We start from the raw sequence: 16991 nt of genomic DNA on the forward strand, positions 1-16991 counted from the left end.
TGATGGAAGATTCACCCGCCGTATCCCGGCGTGCCCTCCTGACCGGAAGCGGGGCCGCTGCCCTCACCGGATCGCTCGCACTGGCAACACCATTCGCCCAGTCAGCGGCAGCGGCACGCCTGAACGCCCCAGACAACGCACCGGCCAAGCCGCCCTACAAAGGACCAACCCGTATGCGCCCGACCTATCACTTCAGCGTCCCCGACAACTGGAAGAACGACCCCCAGCGGCCCATCTACATCGACGGCGAATACCACTACTACTACCTCTACAACGCCGATTACCTCCAGGGCGGCGGCGGCACATCGTGGCGCCGTGCCACCACCACCGACCACGTCTCCTTCCGCGACCGTGGCGTGGCCATCCCCAAGTTCAGCAACGGCAACGGCGACTGCTGGTCAGGCTGCCTTGTCATCGACGAACGAAACACTGCCGGCTACGGTGAAAACGCCGTCATAGCCCTCGTGACCCAGGCACCCCAAGGCCGCCAGGCGCAATACCTCTGGTACTCAACTGACCGTGGGCGTTCGTTCAAACCTGGTGGGACGGCGCCGGTACTTCCAAACCCAGGCGTGCAGGACTTCCGCGACCCGAAAGTCATCTGGGACGAAGACCGCAGGCAGTGGTTCATGGTCAACGCCGAAGGGCAGAAGCTCGGCTTCTACACATCTGCCAACCTGCGTTCCTGGCGGCGGGTCGGCGAGTTCGTCCGGACGGACCTTGGGTTGCTGGAGTGCCCGGACCTTTTCCGCATGACCGCCGACGACGGTACTTCGCACTGGATCCTGGGCACCAGCGCCAACGGCAAAGGCCGAGGACTGCCGGCAACATACGCCTATTGGACAGGAGCCTTCAACGGAATCACGTTTGCTCCGGACCATGCCGAGCCGGAGTGGCTGGACTACGGCTATGACTTCTACGGAGCAGTGACTTACCCCCACCACGACGCCTCCGGCGCGGAGGATGCCACCCTGCGCAGGGCGCTTGGCTGGGCGAACTTCTGGGACTACCCCCACAACACCCCCACCCTGGCGACCGACGCGTACAACGGTGATGACATGATCGTGCGCGACATCCGGCTCAAGAAGGCAGGCGGAAGCTACAGCCTCCTCTCGACCCCCACCACCGGCCTGGCCAACCACATCGAACGCACCCACCGCCTCGGGGACGTCGAGGTCACGGGAACCCATGACCTCGATATCAGTTCACTGGCCTATGACCTGACCTGTGAACTTGTATGGGACCCGGCGGCCCCTCCGTCCAACATCGGCCTTGAGGTCTGCCGTGCAGCCGGTGGGGGCCGGCACGTCGCCGCCGGTGCATTCCTCCGCGGCCCCTTCGCTTACGTCAACCGGCGGCCCACCATCAACCCCACCGGCGGGGAAAGCCAGACACCCATCGATCCCTCGGCAGGGCGCCTTACACTCCGTCTCCTGGTGGACCGGACCAGCGTCGAAATGTTCGTCGGAGACGGACGGGTGGTGCACTCACACCGGGTGTTTCCCCTGGAAGGTGACAACAACATCCGGCTCTACGCCAACGATGGAACGGCCACCTTCAGTGACCTCACGATCAACGAGATCAACGCGACGACTTAGCCGCTCCCCAATCAACACTGCCCGAGAGAAAAATATGGATTACCTCAAAGCAGCCTGCCCAGACGCCGAGCAGCCATTTGACGCCGTCGTTGTCGGCGAAGCGCTGATCGATGTGGTCACCGCCCCGGACAGCCAGGTTGAGCATCCTGGCGGATCGCCCGCCAATGTCGCCTATGGCCTCGGTCTCCTGGGGGTCACCACGGGCTTGCTCACGGCCATTGCACCCGATGAGCGGGGAAGAACTATCGAGAACCACCTCCACCGGGCAGGGGTAACACTTCTGCCTGGATCAAAATCCCTCACCCGCACCGCAACAGCGACCGCAACCCTCGGACCCGACGGATCCGCCGCATACGACTTCGACATCCGCTGGCAGCTGCCACGAGCAACGCCTGCCTGTTTCCCCCAAGTCCTGCACACCGGTTCCATCGCCACCTTCCTCAACCCCGGGGCCGGTGCCGTCAAAAGCCTGCTCGAACAAGCCCACAAGCATTGCACCATCACCTACGACCCGAACATCAGGCCATCGCTGCTTGGCAGCCACGCCGAAGCGAAGGCAACCTTCGAAGCAATCGGCGCACTGACCGACGTCGTTAAACTCAGCGACGAGGACGCCCAGTGGCTCTACCCCGCGAAAACACTGGAAGAAACCGCTGAGCACATCCTCCGCCTGGGCGCCAAGCTGGCGGTGATAACCAAAGGTGCTGCCGGCTCCCAATTCACCTCGCCGTCCGCGAGCATCACCATTCCCGCCGTCAAAGCGACGGTGGCGGACACCATCGGCGCCGGCGACTCCTACATGGCCGCACTGATCCTGGGCCTGCTCACCCGCGGCGCCGGGGGCTTTGCCCCCGCCGTCATGGAGCAACTGGGACGCACGGCAGCCGCAGCAGCGGCCATCACCGTGCAGCGCGCCGGGGCCAACCCACCCACCCTTGACGAACTGACAGCTGCTGTCGAAGCACACGCCTCCGCACCACGGGCTTTCGCATGCGACCAGGCATAAACAAAACGACCCCGCGGGCAACAAACGTAAAGGACGCCGTCTACCCTGTTAAGAGGAGCCAACAATGACGTCTGAGAAGACACCGGAGCACCAAGCCCCTGCGCATTCGCTGCGGTCCAGCAGCAGGTTTGCGCAACTCACCCGGCGTTCCATGCTGGGCCTGGGCGGGCTCGCCGTGGCGGGGGCCACTGTGGGGGCCTGGCCCCGACTTACCGGCGCCGACATTCCGGGCCGCGGCAGCAAGGCCCTGAACATCGCCATTCTGGGAACGGCAGCGGATGCGGCGGGACGCCAGGGCCTGATCCAGGCTTTCACCACCGCCCATCCCGACATCCCAGTGCGGCTGCAGGCGATTCAGGGTGCGGACTGGAAGGACTTCTTTTCCAAGATCCTGACCATGGTGGCCGCGGGAACGCCACCGGATGTGGTCTATGTCGCCACCGAAGGCGCCCAGTTGTTCGCCGACAAGCTGGCCGAGCCTCTGGATGGATATGTCCGCCGGGACGCCGCGGCGATGAGCGACTACTTTAATGACGTTCATCCGAGCCTGCTGGAAGCCTTCATGTACCAGGGAAGCCTGTACCAGCTTCCCCTGGACTGGAACGCGGCGAACATGTACCTGAATACCACCACCTTCGCGCAGGCCGGCCTTGACCGGCCGAGGGACGACTGGACCAAGGACGACTTCAGCTCCACCCTACGGGCCCTGCGTAAAGCCCGCCCCTCCGATTTCACCCCGTACTACTGGACCAACCGGCTTTTCGGCGGGGTGGTCCCGTGGCTTTACGCCAATGACACCAGCTTCCTGTCCGAAACGAAGGCGCCCGGCGGGGACTGGCTCTGGGACCGCTTCTACCCCACCGACCCTGCCCGCGGCACCCGTGGTGGCGGGTACCAGTGGCTGGCCCCCAACGCCGAGGACGGGCGCGTCATTGAAACCTTCGACTACCTGCGCGAGCTCGTAGCCGAAGGACTCGGCGTACGTCCCGAATCAGGTGGCGGCAACGCCCTGGTGGGCCTGTTCGGCAACAACCGCATCGGCACGACGCCGGCCGGTGGCTATTGGGCGCAGGGCCTGCACGAGGCCGGGATGACCGCCGATCAGTTCGACGTGCAGTTCTTCCCGCGCTGGCGGACCCAGCGGCACCAGTTCGGTGCTGCCGGCTACGCGATCATGCGCACCGCGAAAGACAAGGACGCGGCCTGGGAATGGGTGAAGTTCTGCTCCAGCCGCGAAGCGATGCAGCTGGCCATTCCCAAACCGAACACCACCCCCACACGCCGTTCGATGGTCAACGAGTCCTTCTACGCCGCCACCGGGCCGCGGCACTGGAAAGTCTTCTACGACACCCTGGACAGGTTCCCCACCTCCGGTCCGATCCCCGCCCCGCCGCAGCAGGCGGCCGTCGAAACTGCCCTGATGAAGAACGTCTCCACCGCGGTCAGCGGCAGCTCCGCCGATGTACGGGCCGCGATGGGCAACCTTCAACGTGACCTCGAACTGGCCCTGAGGAGGAATTCATGACCACCACGTCCACCGTCCCGCGGCCATCAGTGAAGCCACCGGCCGTGCGCCGGTCGTTTGTCGAGCGGTGGCTTGCAAGGATTTTCCTTGCTCCTACGGTGATCGGGATGGCCCTTTTCACCTTCCTGCCGATCATTGCTTCGCTGGTCCTCGCGTTCTTCCGCTGGGACATCGTTTCGGCACCGCAGTTCGTCGGGTTCGCCAATTTCGCCTCACTGGCACAGGACCCCACCGTCCGCGTGTCCTTCCTGAACACCATCGGGTTTGTGATTGTGGCGGTAGTCCTTCAACTCGGCATCGCCCTTGGCCTGGCCTCCATGCTTCAGGCCAGGATGCCCTCCTGGCTGAGGGTATTCCTCCGTTCCACCTTCTTCTTTCCCCTGGTCCTGTCCGCCGCGTCGGTGTCCATCTTCATGCGGTACATGTTCAACGAACAATTCGGCGTGGTGAATTGGCTCCTGTCTCTCGTCGGGATCCCCGCTGTGCCGTGGCTGACAAGCCCTGCGGCGTCCGCCGCCGTCGTCGTCCTGGTCTACGTGTGGCAGAACTTCGGGTTCTCCTTCCTGCTCTTCCTCGGCGCCCTCACCAATATCCCGAAAGAACTGCATGAAGCAGCGAACCTGGATGGTGCCACGGGCTGGAAACAGTTCAGCAACGTGACCCTTCCGCTGATCAGCCCGACGGTGCTCGTGGCCTCCGTCATGGCCATCATCAGCGCCCTGCAGGTCTTCGACCAGCCCTATGTCCTGACCGCCGGCGGCCCCGGCGACTCCACCCGGACCGCCGTCATGGTCATCTTCGAATCCGCCTTCCAGCAACTGGAGTTCGGCAAAGCCTCCGCCATCGGCCTGGTACTCACCGTGCTGATCCTTGCCGTCACCGCCCTGCAGTTCCGCCTTAGCCGCCGCTTCGTCTTCTACCAGTGAGGTCCGCCATGTCCAGCCAGACCCTGCACACCGGGACCGGCTTGCCTTCCGGTTCCACCGCCGAACCGGCCGCCACCCGTACGCCCCGCCGCTTGCCATCAGCCGGCACTGTCGGCAGATACGCAGCCTTGGCCGTGGCAGCGGCGCTGACCCTCGGCCCTGTCCTGTGGACCTTGTCCACGTCGCTGCGCACGCCGTCGGAATCGTTCAACCTGCCGCCCTCCTTCCTGCCCATCAACCCTGACTTCACGGCCTACCAGGAAGTGTTCAAGCAGATCAACGTCGGCCTCCTGGTCCTGAACAGCGCCCTGGTGACCGGCCTGATCGCACTTGGCCAGATGGCGTCGGCCACCCTGGCCGGCTACGCCTTCGCCCGCCTGGACTTCCGCGGTAAGAACGCCATCTTCTCGCTGGTGCTGGCCACCATGATGGTCCCGGTGCAGGTCACCATCGTCCCGGTGTTCATGCTGATCCGTGGAATGGGCCTGTCCGACACCCTGCTGGCCCTGATCCTGCCGGCCATTCCCACAGCATTCGGCACCTTCCTGATGCGCCAGTACTTCCTTGGCCTGCCGAACGACTTCGCCGAAGCAGCAGCCCTGGACGGTGCCGGGCCGTGGCGGATCTTCCGTTCGGTCTACGTCCCCCTGGCGGTCCCCGGCATGGCGATCGTCGGGATCCTCGCCTTCAACTTCCATTGGAACGAGTTCTTCCGGCCACTGATCCTCACCATCAGCGAACAGAATTTCACCCTTCCCCTCGGCCTGGTCACGCTCCAGGGCAACCTCGGCACCGGCAGCATCTCGGTGGTCCTCGCCGGCGTGATCCTGTCCATGCTGCCGGCACTGGTCGTGTTCATCTTCGGCCAACGAACCCTGCGGGAAGGCCTCACCGCCGGCGCCAGCAAATAGCGGTGGTGCAGGAAAGAAACAGGTCCGCGCAGTGGGGCGCATCATCTCGGGAGGGCACGGCGGGCCAGAGCGAAGACACTCAAAGTATCTGAACAGGTTAAAGCAAAAAGCCCCTCTGACGAGGGGATCTGCTGTGCCCGAGGTGGGACTCGAACCCACACACCTTTCGATACCGCATTTTGAGTGCGGCGCGTCTGCCAATTCCGCCACTCGGGCGCGGAATACATGGAGTGAAACGCTACGCCCACAGCTGACTGTGAGCAACGCGATCGCTTCACGTACGCGGAATTACTCTACATGCAGATAGGCTGAATTCCAGAATCGCGCCGCCGTCGCCGCAAACAAACCCTGCAAGCCAAGTACAGCCGCGGTGGCACCTAAGATAGTGATGTCCCGCCGTACCTTTTCAAGGAGATCCCGTGACTGAACAGACGGAGTCCAAGCCCACGTCCCAGCCGGCGCGCCGCGTCATTGTGGCGGAGGATGAAACCCTCATCCGCCTCGACATCATCGAGATCCTGCGCGGCGAAGGCTATGACGTTGTGGGCGAGGCGGATAACGGCGAGAAGGCCGTCCAGCTCGCCGAGGAACTGAAGCCGGACCTGGTCCTCATGGACGTCAAGATGCCCGTCATGGACGGCATTTCGGCGGCCGAGAAGATCGTCAAGGCACGCATCGCCCCCGTGGTGCTGCTGACCGCCTTCAGCCAGAAGGAACTGGTGGAGCGTGCCCGCGACGCCGGCGCCATGGCCTACGTGGTGAAGCCGTTCACGCCCGCGGACCTCATCCCGGCCCTGGAGATCGCGCTTTCCCGGCACGAGGAAATCAAGGCCCTCGAGAGCGAGGTTTCCGACCTCCAGGAGCAGTTCGCCACCCGTAAGCTCGTGGAGCGCGCCAAGAGCCTGCTGACCACCAAGATGGGCCTGACCGAGCCGGAGGCCTTCCGCTGGATCCAGAAGACCTCCATGGACCGCCGCCTCAGCATGCGCGAGGTCGCCGAAACCATCATCAACCAGGTCAACTAGCGCTCCGGCCGGGGCCCAGAGAATTACGACGGCGGCCCGGCCCCCACGCGTAAAGTCCCCTAACGCGCACAGCACCAAAGCAAAGGACCCCTGCCAACCGGCAGGGGTCCTTTGCTTTATCCGAAGACCAGGCTAGGCCTTCTTCTTCTTTTCCGGCCAGGGGCCGAGCTTTTCCTTGTTGCTGCTGACTTCACCGGCGCGGGTGGAGTCGGCCAGGTCGCCTACCTTGTGCACCTTCAGCGAGTTGGTGGAACCGGCCTTTCCGGGAGGCGAACCGGCGGCGATGACTACCAGGTCACCATCTTCCACCAGGCCCATTTCCTCAAGGCTGCGGTCCACCTGGGCGGTCATGGCGTCTGTGTGGTCCACCATCTGCACCAGTACCGGCTGGATGCCCCAGGTGAGCGCCATCTGGTTCCAGACCTGCTCCACCGGGGTGAACGCGAAGACCGGCTTGATGGGCCGCAGGCGGGACAGGCGGCGGGCGGAGTCGCCGGACTGGGTGAACGCACAGATGTACTTGGCGTCCAGCTGGTCGGCGATTTCGACGGCGGCACGGGTGATGGCGCCGCCACGGGTCTTGGGCTTGGTCCCCAGCGGGGGGACGCGCTCCAGGCCGTGGACCTCGGTGGATTCGATGATCCGGGCCATGACCTTGACCGTTTCGATCGGGTACTTGCCCACACTGGTCTCGCCGGAGAGCATGACGGCGTCGGCACCGTCGAGGACGGCGTTGGCGCAGTCGGAGGCCTCTGCACGGGTGGGGCGCGGGTTGTCGATCATGGACTCGAGCACCTGGGTGGCCACGATGACCGGCTTCGCCCAGCGCCGGGCGAGCTCGATGGCGCGCTTCTGCACGATCGGCACTTCCTCCAGGGGAAGCTCCACACCGAGGTCGCCGCGGGCCACCATGATCGCGTCGAACGCGTCGATGATCTCCGGCAGCTGCTCGACAGCCTGCGGCTTCTCGATCTTGGCGATGACCGGCACGCGGCGGCCTTCTTCATCCATGATCTCGTGCACGCGGGTGATGTCGGACGCATCCCGGACGAAGGACAGGGCCACCAGGTCCACGCCCCGGCGCATTGCCCAGCGGAGGTCGTCCTCATCTTTTTCGCTCAGCGCGGGAACGTTGACTGCCACGCCGGGCAGGTTGATTCCCTTGTTGTTGGACACCATGCCGCCGACGGTCACCTCGGCAACCACCTTGACGTCGTCGACCTCGATGGCGCGAAGGGCCACCTTGCCGTCGTCGATCAGCAGTGCGTCTCCCACCTTGACGTCCTCGGTGAGGCTCTTCAGGGTGGTGGAGCAGATCTCCTGGGTGCCGGGGACGTCCTCGGTGGTGATGGTGAAGATGTCACCAACCGCGAGTGCGTGCGGGCCATCCACGAAACGGCCCAGGCGGATCTTGGGGCCCTGCAGGTCGGCCATGATGGCCACGGCCTTGCCCAGGTCCGCTGCCGCCTTGCGGACGTTTTCGTAGGTGTTGTCGTGCACGGTGTAATCGCCGTGGCTCATGTTCATGCGGGCGACGTCAACGCCGGCCTCCAGCACAGCCAGGGTGTTCTCGTAGCTGGCAATTGCCGGGCCAAACGTAGCCACAATTTTTGCGCGTCTCATATACCTACCCTATTGGTCTCTTGCATTGGTTAAGTTGTCGGCGAGGTGAACCCTCGATGCACCCCTAGAGGACGGCGATGGCGCGGTCCGTCGGCGCGACGGGAGCGGGAAGGATAGTGCTTCCCATCAGGTACTTGTCCACGGCTGCTGCGGCGGCGCGGCCCTCGGCGATGGCCCACACGATCAGGGACTGCCCGCGGCCGGCGTCACCGGCAACGAAGACACCGTCGGTGTTGGTCATGTAGTAGCCGTCGCGGGCCACGTTGCCGCGGCCGTCGAAGTCGGCGTGCACCTGTTCGGTGATGCCGGCCGGTTCGGCTCCGGTGAACCCCAGGGACAGGAACACCAGGTCTGCGGGGATGACCCGCTCGGTGCCCGCCTTGGGGAGTCGCTTGCCGTCGACGAATTCGGTTTCGGCCACCTTGACGCCGGTGAGCTTGCCGTTCTCGCCAACGAATTCCACGGTGGACGCGAGGTAGGTGCGTTCGCCGCCTTCCTCGTGGGCGCTGGCCACTTCGAAGAGGTTGGGGAACGTGGGCCACGGCTGGTGGCTGGCACGTTCGGCCGGCGGCTGCTTGCCGATCGCCAGCGTAGTGACGGACGCTGCGCCGTGCCGGTGGGCGGTGCCGAGGCAGTCGGCCCCGGTGTCACCGCCGCCGAGGATCACCACGTGCTTGCCGTTGGCGTGGATCTGGTTTTCGATGGCTTCCCCGGCCACCACGCGGTTGGCGGGTACCAGGTAGTCCATGGCGAAGTGCACGCCTTCCAGGTCCCGGCCCGGGATGGGCAGGTCCCGCGGGACGGTGGCGCCGGTGCACACCACGACGGCGTCGTAGCGCCTGCGCAGCTGCTCCCACGTCACGTCGGTCCCCACGGCCACGCCGGTCCGGAAGCGGGTGCCTTCGGCCTTCATCTGCTCGACGCGGCGGTCCACCTGCTCTTTTTCCATCTTGAAGTCGGGGATGCCGTAGCGCAGCAGGCCGCCGATCTTGTCGTCCCGTTCGTAGACAGCGACGGTGTGGCCCACGCGGGTCAGCTGCTGGGCGACGGCCAGGCCCGCCGGCCCGGAACCCACCACGGCGACGGTCTTGCCGGTCAGGCGCGTCGGCGGCAGCGGGTTGACCCAGCCGTTCTCGAACGCCTCGTCGATGATGGAAACTTCGACCTGCTTGATGGTGACGGCGGGCTGGTTGATCCCCAGCACGCAGGAGGCTTCGCAGGGGGCGGGGCACAGCCGGCCGGTGAACTCGGGGAAGTTGTTGGTGGCGTGCAGCCGCTCAATCGCTTCCTCGCCCTTGTCCCGCCACATGAGGTCGTTCCACTCCGGAATGAGGTTCCCCAGGGGGCAGCCCTGGTGGCAGAACGGAACGCCGCAGTCCATGCAGCGGCCGGCCTGCGCCTTCAGGACGCCTTTCTCCTGCGCTTCGTAGACTTCCTTCCAGTCCATGATGCGCACGGGAACGGGACGGCGCGGCTGGGTTTCACGCTGGCGTACTTTCAGAAATCCGCGTGGATCAGCCACCGGTCACCTCCAGGATTCGAGACCATACTTCTTCGCCGTCGGGGTCAAGGCCCTCTTCGATGGCGTCAAGACGGGTTTGCAGCACGGCCGCGTAGTCGCGCGGCAGCACCTTGGTAATGCGGGCAGCTGTGTCGTCAAAGTTTTCGAGGAGCCGCGCCGCCAGCTGGGATTCGGTTTCTTCGATGTGCTTCACCAGCAGTCCATGGACAATGTCGCGGTCCTCGGCGTCGAGCTCGCGCAGCTGCAGCTCGCCGGACTCGAGGGCCTGCTTGTTGACGCGGGTGGTCCGCAGGTCCAGCACGTAGGCTGTGCCGCCGGACATGCCGGCGCCGAAGTTGCGCCCGGTGCGTCCCAGGATCAGCGTCTGGCCGCCGGTCATGTACTCGCAGCCGTGGTCCCCGATGCCTTCGACGACGGCCGTGGCACCGGAGTTGCGGACCAGGAAGCGTTCGCCCACCTGGCCGCGCAGGAACATCTCGCCGCTGGTGGCGCCGTAGCCGATGACGTTGCCGGCGATGACGTTGGTCTCTGCCTTGAAGACGTTGGTACGGTCCGGCCGGACGATGATCCGGCCACCGGACAGCCCCTTGCCCACGTAGTCGTTCGAGTCGCCGAACAGCCGCAGGGTGATGCCCGCCGGCAGGAAGGCGCCGAGCGACTGGCCGGCAGTGCCGTTCAGCGTGATGTCGATCGTGTCCGTGGCCAGCACGTCGGTGCCGTAGGTCTTGGTGACGACGTGGCCCAGCATGGTGCCCACGGAACGGTCGGTATTGATGACGTCCACGTTGATCTTCACGGGGCTGCGGTCCGTCAGCGCCTCGGTGGCCATGGTGATCAGCCGCTGGTCGAAGTGCTTGTCCAGCTCGTGGTTCTGGCCGGTCATGTTCCGCAGCGGCGCGTCGTCGTCGAACTCCAGGCCGTGCAGGATCGGGTCCAGGTCCAGGCCGTCGGCCTTCCAGTGGTTGACCGCGTCGCGGGCATCCAGGACTTCCGCGTGGCCAATGGCCTCTTCGAGGCTCCGGAAGCCAAGCTCGGCAAGGATTTCACGGACTTCCTCAGCCAGGAACTCGAAGAAGTTGACCACGAACTCCGGCTTGCCGCTGAAGCGGGCACGAAGCTCAGGGTTCTGGGTGGCAACGCCCACCGGGCAGGTGTCCAGGTGGCAGACGCGCATCATGATGCAGCCTTCCACCACGAGCGGGGCGGTGGCGAAGCCGAATTCCTCGCCGCCCAGCAGGGCGGCAATGACGACGTCACGGCCGGTCTTGAGCTGGCCGTCGACCTGGACCACCACGCGGTCGCGCAGGCCGTTGAGCATCAGCGTCTGCTGGGTCTCGGCCAGGCCAAGTTCCCAGGGGACACCGGCGTGCTTGAGCGAGTTCAGCGGCGAGGCGCCGGTTCCGCCGTCGTGCCCGGAAACCAGGACGACGTCGGCCTTGGCCTTGGTCACGCCGGAGGCCACGGTGCCGATCCCCACTTCGGAGACGAGCTTCACGTGCACCCGTGCGGACGGGTTGGCACGCTTGGCATCGTAGATCAGCTGCGCCAGGTCCTCGATCGAGTAGATGTCGTGGTGCGGGGGCGGGGAAATGAGTCCGACGCCGGGAGTCGAGTGGCGGGTCCGGGCCACCCACGGGTAGACCTTCTGCGCCATCAACTGGCCGCCTTCGCCGGGCTTGGCGCCCTGGGCCATCTTGATCTGGATGTCGTCGGCGTTGGTCAGGTAGAGGCTGGTGACGCCGAAACGGCCGGAGGCGATCTGCTTGACCGCGGAGCGCCGCTTGGGGTCCAGCAGGCGGTCCACGTCCTCGCCGCCTTCACCGGTGTTGGACTTGCCGCCCAGCTGGTTCATGGCGATGGCCAGCGTCTCGTGGGCTTCCTGGGAGATGGAGCCGTAGCTCATGGCTCCGGTGGAGAACCGCTTGACGATGCTGGAGACCGGTTCCACTTCTTCGAGCGGAACGGAGGGGCGCTCGTTCTTGAACTTGAGCAGCCCGCGCAGGGTCATCAGGTTGGTGGATTGGTCGTCCACGCCCTTGGTGTAGGCCTTGAAGATGTCGTACCGGCGCTCACGCGTGGCGTGCTGCAGCCGGAAGACGGTCTCCGGGTTGAACAGGTGCGGTTCGCCGTCGCGGCGCCACTGGTACTCGCCACCGCCCAGCAGGGGCCGGTGCGGCTGTTCGATGCCGCCTTCCGGGTATGCCATCTGGTGGCGTGCGGAAACTTCGGCAGCGATAACGTCCAGGCCAACGCCGCCGAGCTGGGAGTGCGTGCCGGCGAAGAATTCGTCCACCAGTTCCTGGCCCAGGCCCAGTGCCTCGAACGTCTGGGCGCCGGTGTAGGACGCAACAGTGGAGATGCCCATCTTGGACATGATCTTCAGGACGCCCTTGCCGAGGCCCTTGATCAGGTTGTAAACGCCGTCCTGCGGGGTAACCCCGGTGACGTCGCCTGCGGCAATGAGCTGTTCCACGGATTCCATGGCCAGGTAGGGGTTGACGGCGGACGCGCCGTAGCCGATCAGGACGGCCACGTGGTGCGTCTCGCGGACGTCGCCGGCCTCCACCACCAGGGCGGTCTTGGTGCGGTTGGCGCTGCGCAGCAGGTGGTGGTGCACGGCGCTGACCAGCAGCAGGGACGGGATCGGGGCCCACTGGGCGTTCGAGTCACGGTCGGAGAGCACGATGTACTGGACTCCGCGGTTGATGGCGCCGGAAACCTGCTCGCAGATCTCGGTCAGCCGGGCGCGCAGTGCGTTCTCGCCACCCTCCGGGCGGTACAGGCCGCGGACCTTCATGGCCACGCGGTTGCCGTCGGCGTCCTCGATGTTGGCGATCTTGGCGAGCTGGTCGTTGTTGATCACCGGGAACGGCAGCTGGACCTGCGGCTGGCGCACCTGCTTGGTGTCCAGCAGGTTGCCGTTGGGGCCGATGGCGCACGTCAGGGAGGTGACCAGTTCCTCGCGGATGGCGTCCAGCGGCGGGTTGGTCACCTGCGCGAAGGACTGCACGAAGTAGTCAAAGAGCAGGCGGGGGCGCTTGGACAGGACCGCCACCGGGGTGTCGGAGCCCATGGCGCCGAGGGGCTCGGCGCCGGTGCGGGCCATCGGGCCCAGCAGGATCTTCAGTTCCTCGGTGGTGTACCCGAAGGTGCGCTGGCGGATGTTCACCGACGCGGCGGTGTGGACCACGTGCTCGCGCTCGGGCAGCTCGTTGAGGTCGATCAGGTTGTCCTTGACCCACTCGGCCCACGGGTTGGCCGCGGCGACTTCGGCCTTGACCTCTTCGTCGTCGATGATGCGGCCGGCCTCGGTGTCCACCAGGAACATCTTGCCCGGGGAGACGCGGCCCTTCTTGACCACCTTGGAGGGCTCGACGTCGATCACGCCCACCTCGGAGGCGAAGACGATCAGGCCGTCTTCGGTGATCCAGAACCGGCCGGGGCGCAGGCCGTTGCGGTCAAGGGTGGCACCCACCAGGTTGCCGTCGGTGAAGGAGACGGCGGCAGGGCCGTCCCACGGTTCCATCAGCAGTGAGTGGTACTCGTAGAACGCGCGCCGTGCCGGATCCATGGTGGCGTGGTTTTCCCACGCCTCGGGGATCATCATCATGATCGAGTGCGTGATGGGGCGGCCGGAGAGCCAGAGCAGCTCGGCGACCTCGTCGAAGGACGCCGAGTCGGATGCACCCGGGGTGCAGATGGGGTACAGCTCTTCGGGAGAGTCGCCCAGCAGCGGGTTGGCCAACTGTGACTGGCGGGCACGCATCCAGTTCCGGTTGCCCTTGACGGTGTTGATCTCACCGTTGTGGGCGATGGTCCGGAACGGCTGCGCCAGGGGCCAGGACGGAAAGGTGTTGGTGGAGAAGCGTGAGTGGACGATTGCCAGCTTGGTCTTGAACCGCTTGTCCGAGAGGTCCGGGTAGAACGGCTCCAGCTGCGCGGTGGTCAGCATGCCCTTGTAGACGATGGTCCGGGAGGACAGCGAGGGGAAGTAGACGCCGAACTTGTTCTGGGCGCGCTTGCGGATCCGCCAGGCGCGGGAGTCCAGTTCGTTGCGGTCCAGTTCCTCACCATTGGCCGAGGCCAGGAAGGGCTGGGAGAAGTAGGGCATGCAGGCGCGGGCCATAGCGCCCACGAGGTCGGCGACAACAGGTACCTCACGCCAGCCGAGGACCTTCAGGCCTTCGTCGGCGGCGAGGCCCTCGATGCCGGCCCTGGCTGCGTTGGCCTCACGCTGCTCGGCAGGCAGGAATGCCGTGCCCGCCACGTACTGGCCGGGGGCAGGCAACTCGAACTCGGTCACCGCCCGGAAGAACTCGTCGGGGATCTGCATGAGCAGGCCCGCGCCGTCGCCCGTGCCCTCGTCGGCACCCACGGCACCGCGGTGTTCAAGGTTGCGCAGGGCCGTCAGGGCGGCATCGACGATGTCATATCCGGGCTCGCCGCGCAGGGTCGCGATGATGGCGAGGCCGCACGCGTCCTTTTCCTGCTCCGGGTTGTAGAGCCCGGCAGCTTCCGGCATGGCGGCGAAGCGCTTGAACGGCGACAGTGCAGTCTCAGGCTGGTCCGGTTCGGACCAGCTGGGAGTGTTAAGAGTTTGGGTCATGGGAGACGTCCTTCCTCCTGATCGTGCGTATGGAAGGGACACCGTTGGCCCCACTCGTCGGCGCCGTTGCAAGGGCACAACAAAGTGTTGATTACTGGAAATTGTAGGTCAGCGCAGCCTGCTGAACTAACGGTTACGCAGGCACCTGCCCGGGGCTTCATCCGTCAGCATCTCTTTGCTGCCAGGAGTGGCCCCATGCCACGACATTGTGGTTTCGGGCCCTTCGAGCGGTGGCTCTGCTGCCCTGCCTGGCCGGCTTCCTATTTACTGGCGCCGGCCTCCGATGCGGGTCCTGTGGCTGTGCTGCCGGATGTTCCGGAAGCCGTGGCATCCGTGCCAGGCTTGGAGCCTGCCGGAGCCGCCGCGGGTTCTTCCGTGGAATCGGAAGCATGCCGGGAACCGCTTTGGTTATCAGGGAGATTACCACGCGAATCACTATCTGAGACAACAGTGTCCGGATCACGGACTTCCTGTGCGTCGTCGGCGGCTGCCCCGGGCAGGGCTGCTTCGGCCGGTTCACGGCCGGGCAGGTAAACGGTGTCCGGCTCCGGCCGGCCCTTGAGCCCCAGCAGGAGGAAAGCAAGCAGGGCGGCCAGGAACACGAAGATGCTGGTCCACACGTTGAGCCTGGTGGTGATGCCGAGGATGTTGATCTGTTCGGCGTCGTCGATGCGCAGCAGTTCGATCCAGACACGGCCCAGGGTGTAGTACATGGCGTAGAGCCAGAAGAGCCTGCTCCGGCGGAAGTGGAAGCGCCGGTCCAGGGCGAGCAGGATGAGTACCCCTGCCACATTCCAGAGCGATTCGTAGAGGAAGGTCGGGTGGAACAGGGTATCCGCCGGCAGGCCGGCCGGGAAGTTCGGGTTGTTGGCGTCGATCTGCAGCCCCCACGGCAGCGTGGTGGGGCCGCCGAAGAGTTCCTGGTTGAAGTAGTTGCCCCAGCGTCCCAGGGCCTGGGCCAGGAGCAGGCCGGGTGCGGCGGCGTCGACGAAGGCGCTGAGCTTGACGCCGCTGCGGCGGCAACCGATCCAGGCACCGACGGCGCCCAGGACGACGGCGCCCCAGATTCCGAGCCCTCCACGCTGGATCTGCGGAATCAGCGAGAGGTCGCCGGTGCCATCGAAGCCGGGGCCGAAGTAGGCATCGGGGGACGACACCACGTGGTACAGGCGCCCGCCAATGATGCCGAAGGGAATGGCCCAGATGACGATGTCCCAGACGCTGCCTTCGGGGGCCCCGCGCTTGGCCCAGCGGACGGAGGTCAGCCACAGGCCAACCACGATGCCGGCCAGGATGCACAGCGCGTAGGCGTGGATCCGCAGGCTGCCCCACGGCAGGGGGATGTCGAACCCGGACCAGCTGGGGCTGGGGATGCTGCCCGGTACCAGTGCGGGTGCCAGGGCGGCTGCCTGGATCAGTGCCTGCATGGGTTATGCCCCGTCCGTGGTGTGGCCGGCTTCCGGCGCCAGGCCGGTGCTGAGGTCCTTGGTGAGGGCCTCGACGGCGTCCACTCCCCCGTCGCGGAGGGCCGCAACCAGGGCGGTGCCCACAATGACGCCTTCAGCGTAGGCGGCAATCTCGCGGACCTGGTCCGCGGTGGAAACTCCGAGGCCTACGCAGACGCGTTCCGCTCCGGCGTCGTGCGCGGCGGCAACCACGTCTTTGGCGGCGGTGCTGACGGACGTGCGGGCACCGGTGACGCCCATGATGGAAACGGCGTAGACGAACCCGCGGCTTGCATCCACGGTCCGCTGCATGCGCTCGGCGGTGGAGGACGGGGCAACCAGGAACACCCGGTCAAGGCCGTACTTGTCCGACGCTGCCATCCACTCGGCGGCCTCGTCCGGGATCAGGTCCGGCGTGATGAGCCCGGCTCCCCCGGCCTCGGCAAGGCGGCGGGAGAATTCGTCCACGCCCATGCGGACCACGGGGTTCCAGTAGGTCATGACCAGGACGGCGGCGTCGGTCTTGCTGGTGATGCCGGCGACGACGTCGAAGACCTGCTTGACGTGGAAGCCCTTGGCCAGCGCCTCGGTGGTGGCAGCCTGGATGACCTGGCCATCCATGACGGGGTCGGAATAGGGGATCCCGATCTCGATCAGGTCCGCGCCGTTCTCCGCCAGGGCAATGCCGGCGGCGATGGTGTCCTCGACGCTGGGGTAGCCGGCGGGGAGGTACCCGATCAGTGCCGAGCGGCCCTGGGCGCGGGCGCGGTCAATGGCGGCTGCCGACTTGCTGGTCATCTCTGC

The 16991-nt window shown here is 65.7% G+C and carries 11 protein-coding genes and 1 tRNA gene; 6 read left to right on the top strand and 6 right to left on the bottom strand.

What is annotated here, in order from left to right; genetic code table 11:
- Positions 1-2 precede the first annotated feature (2 nt).
- The 5 genes from QRM96_RS02480 (at position 3) to QRM96_RS02500 (ending at position 5966) form a co-directional block, all read left to right on the top strand.
- Positions 3-1598 (top strand): glycoside hydrolase family 32 protein, encoded by a 1596-nt coding sequence (locus tag QRM96_RS02480; RefSeq protein WP_243835580.1) that lies wholly within the window; start codon positions 3-5, stop codon positions 1596-1598.
- Between the two features lie 34 nt (positions 1599-1632).
- On the top strand, positions 1633-2604 hold the full coding sequence (locus QRM96_RS02485) for a PfkB family carbohydrate kinase (protein ID WP_285318227.1): 972 nt from the start codon (positions 1633-1635) through the stop codon (positions 2602-2604).
- Between the two features lie 64 nt (positions 2605-2668).
- Positions 2669-4129, top strand: coding sequence for an extracellular solute-binding protein (locus tag QRM96_RS02490; protein WP_285318228.1), 1461 nt, complete (start codon positions 2669-2671; stop codon positions 4127-4129).
- Positions 4126-5055 carry a carbohydrate ABC transporter permease gene (locus tag QRM96_RS02495; protein ID WP_285318229.1) on the top strand — a complete coding sequence of 310 codons (930 nt, stop codon included), beginning with the start codon at positions 4126-4128 and terminating at the stop codon, positions 5053-5055. Before QRM96_RS02490 ends, QRM96_RS02495 begins: the two co-directional genes overlap by 4 nt.
- Before the next feature lie 8 nt (positions 5056-5063).
- Positions 5064-5966 (top strand): carbohydrate ABC transporter permease, encoded by a 903-nt coding sequence (locus tag QRM96_RS02500; protein WP_109864301.1) that lies wholly within the window; start codon positions 5064-5066, stop codon positions 5964-5966.
- 134 nt (positions 5967-6100) lie between these two features.
- Here QRM96_RS02500 and QRM96_RS02505 read toward each other — a convergent pair.
- Positions 6101-6182, bottom strand: a tRNA-Leu gene (locus tag QRM96_RS02505).
- Positions 6183-6385: 203 nt separating this feature from the next.
- On the opposite strand from QRM96_RS02505, the gene QRM96_RS02510 reads away from it, so the two are divergent.
- Positions 6386-6991: an ANTAR domain-containing response regulator gene (locus QRM96_RS02510; RefSeq protein ID WP_009358190.1), complete on the top strand. Its 606-nt coding sequence runs from the start codon at positions 6386-6388 to the stop codon at positions 6989-6991.
- A gap of 132 nt (positions 6992-7123) precedes the next feature.
- Here the strand turns inward: QRM96_RS02510 and pyk are convergent, their stop codons facing one another.
- The 5 genes from pyk to trpA all read right to left on the bottom strand — a co-directional run bounded on the left by pyk (position 7124) and on the right by trpA (position 16985).
- Positions 7124-8614 carry a pyruvate kinase gene (gene pyk / locus QRM96_RS02515; RefSeq protein WP_043423794.1) on the bottom strand — a complete coding sequence of 497 codons (1491 nt, stop codon included), beginning with the start codon at positions 8612-8614 and terminating at the stop codon, positions 7124-7126.
- A gap of 64 nt (positions 8615-8678) precedes the next feature.
- A complete protein-coding gene (locus QRM96_RS02520) occupies positions 8679-10136 on the bottom strand; it encodes a glutamate synthase subunit beta (RefSeq protein ID WP_285318230.1) in 1458 nt (485 codons plus the stop codon).
- A complete protein-coding gene (gene gltB / locus QRM96_RS02525) occupies positions 10129-14742 on the bottom strand; it encodes a glutamate synthase large subunit (protein ID WP_285318231.1) in 4614 nt (1537 codons plus the stop codon). Before gltB ends, QRM96_RS02520 begins: the two co-directional genes overlap by 8 nt.
- Positions 14743-15002: 260 nt before the next feature.
- Positions 15003-16169 (bottom strand): prolipoprotein diacylglyceryl transferase, encoded by a 1167-nt coding sequence (gene lgt, locus QRM96_RS02530; protein WP_285318233.1) that lies wholly within the window; start codon positions 16167-16169, stop codon positions 15003-15005.
- A 3-nt stretch (positions 16170-16172) separates the two neighbouring features.
- Positions 16173-16985: a tryptophan synthase subunit alpha gene (gene trpA / locus QRM96_RS02535; RefSeq protein WP_043423861.1), complete on the bottom strand. Its 813-nt coding sequence runs from the start codon at positions 16983-16985 to the stop codon at positions 16173-16175.
- Between the last annotated feature and the right edge of the window lie 6 nt (positions 16986-16991).

It is taken from the genome of Pseudarthrobacter sp. lyk4-40-TYG-27, from assembly GCF_030209295.1.
In the GTDB taxonomy this organism is placed as follows: domain Bacteria; phylum Actinomycetota; class Actinomycetes; order Actinomycetales; family Micrococcaceae; genus Arthrobacter.

What these genes read in the sequence shown, in the direction of transcription:
- QRM96_RS02480 (WP_243835580.1), top strand. Translation starts at nt 3, where the DNA reads ATGGAAGATTCACCCGCCGTATCCCGGCGTGCCCTCCTGACCGGAAGC.
- trpA (WP_043423861.1), bottom strand. Translation starts at nt 16,985, where the DNA reads ATGACCAGCAAGTCGGCAGCCGCCATTGACCGCGCCCGCGCCCAGGGC.
- QRM96_RS02485 (WP_285318227.1), top strand. Translation starts at nt 1,633, where the DNA reads ATGGATTACCTCAAAGCAGCCTGCCCAGACGCCGAGCAGCCATTTGAC.
- pyk (WP_043423794.1), bottom strand. Translation starts at nt 8,614, where the DNA reads ATGAGACGCGCAAAAATTGTGGCTACGTTTGGCCCGGCAATTGCCAGC.
- lgt (WP_285318233.1), bottom strand. Translation starts at nt 16,169, where the DNA reads ATGCAGGCACTGATCCAGGCAGCCGCCCTGGCACCCGCACTGGTACCG.
- QRM96_RS02500 (WP_109864301.1), top strand. Translation starts at nt 5,064, where the DNA reads ATGTCCAGCCAGACCCTGCACACCGGGACCGGCTTGCCTTCCGGTTCC.
- gltB (WP_285318231.1), bottom strand. Translation starts at nt 14,742, where the DNA reads ATGACCCAAACTCTTAACACTCCCAGCTGGTCCGAACCGGACCAGCCT.
- QRM96_RS02490 (WP_285318228.1), top strand. Translation starts at nt 2,669, where the DNA reads ATGACGTCTGAGAAGACACCGGAGCACCAAGCCCCTGCGCATTCGCTG.
- QRM96_RS02495 (WP_285318229.1), top strand. Translation starts at nt 4,126, where the DNA reads ATGACCACCACGTCCACCGTCCCGCGGCCATCAGTGAAGCCACCGGCC.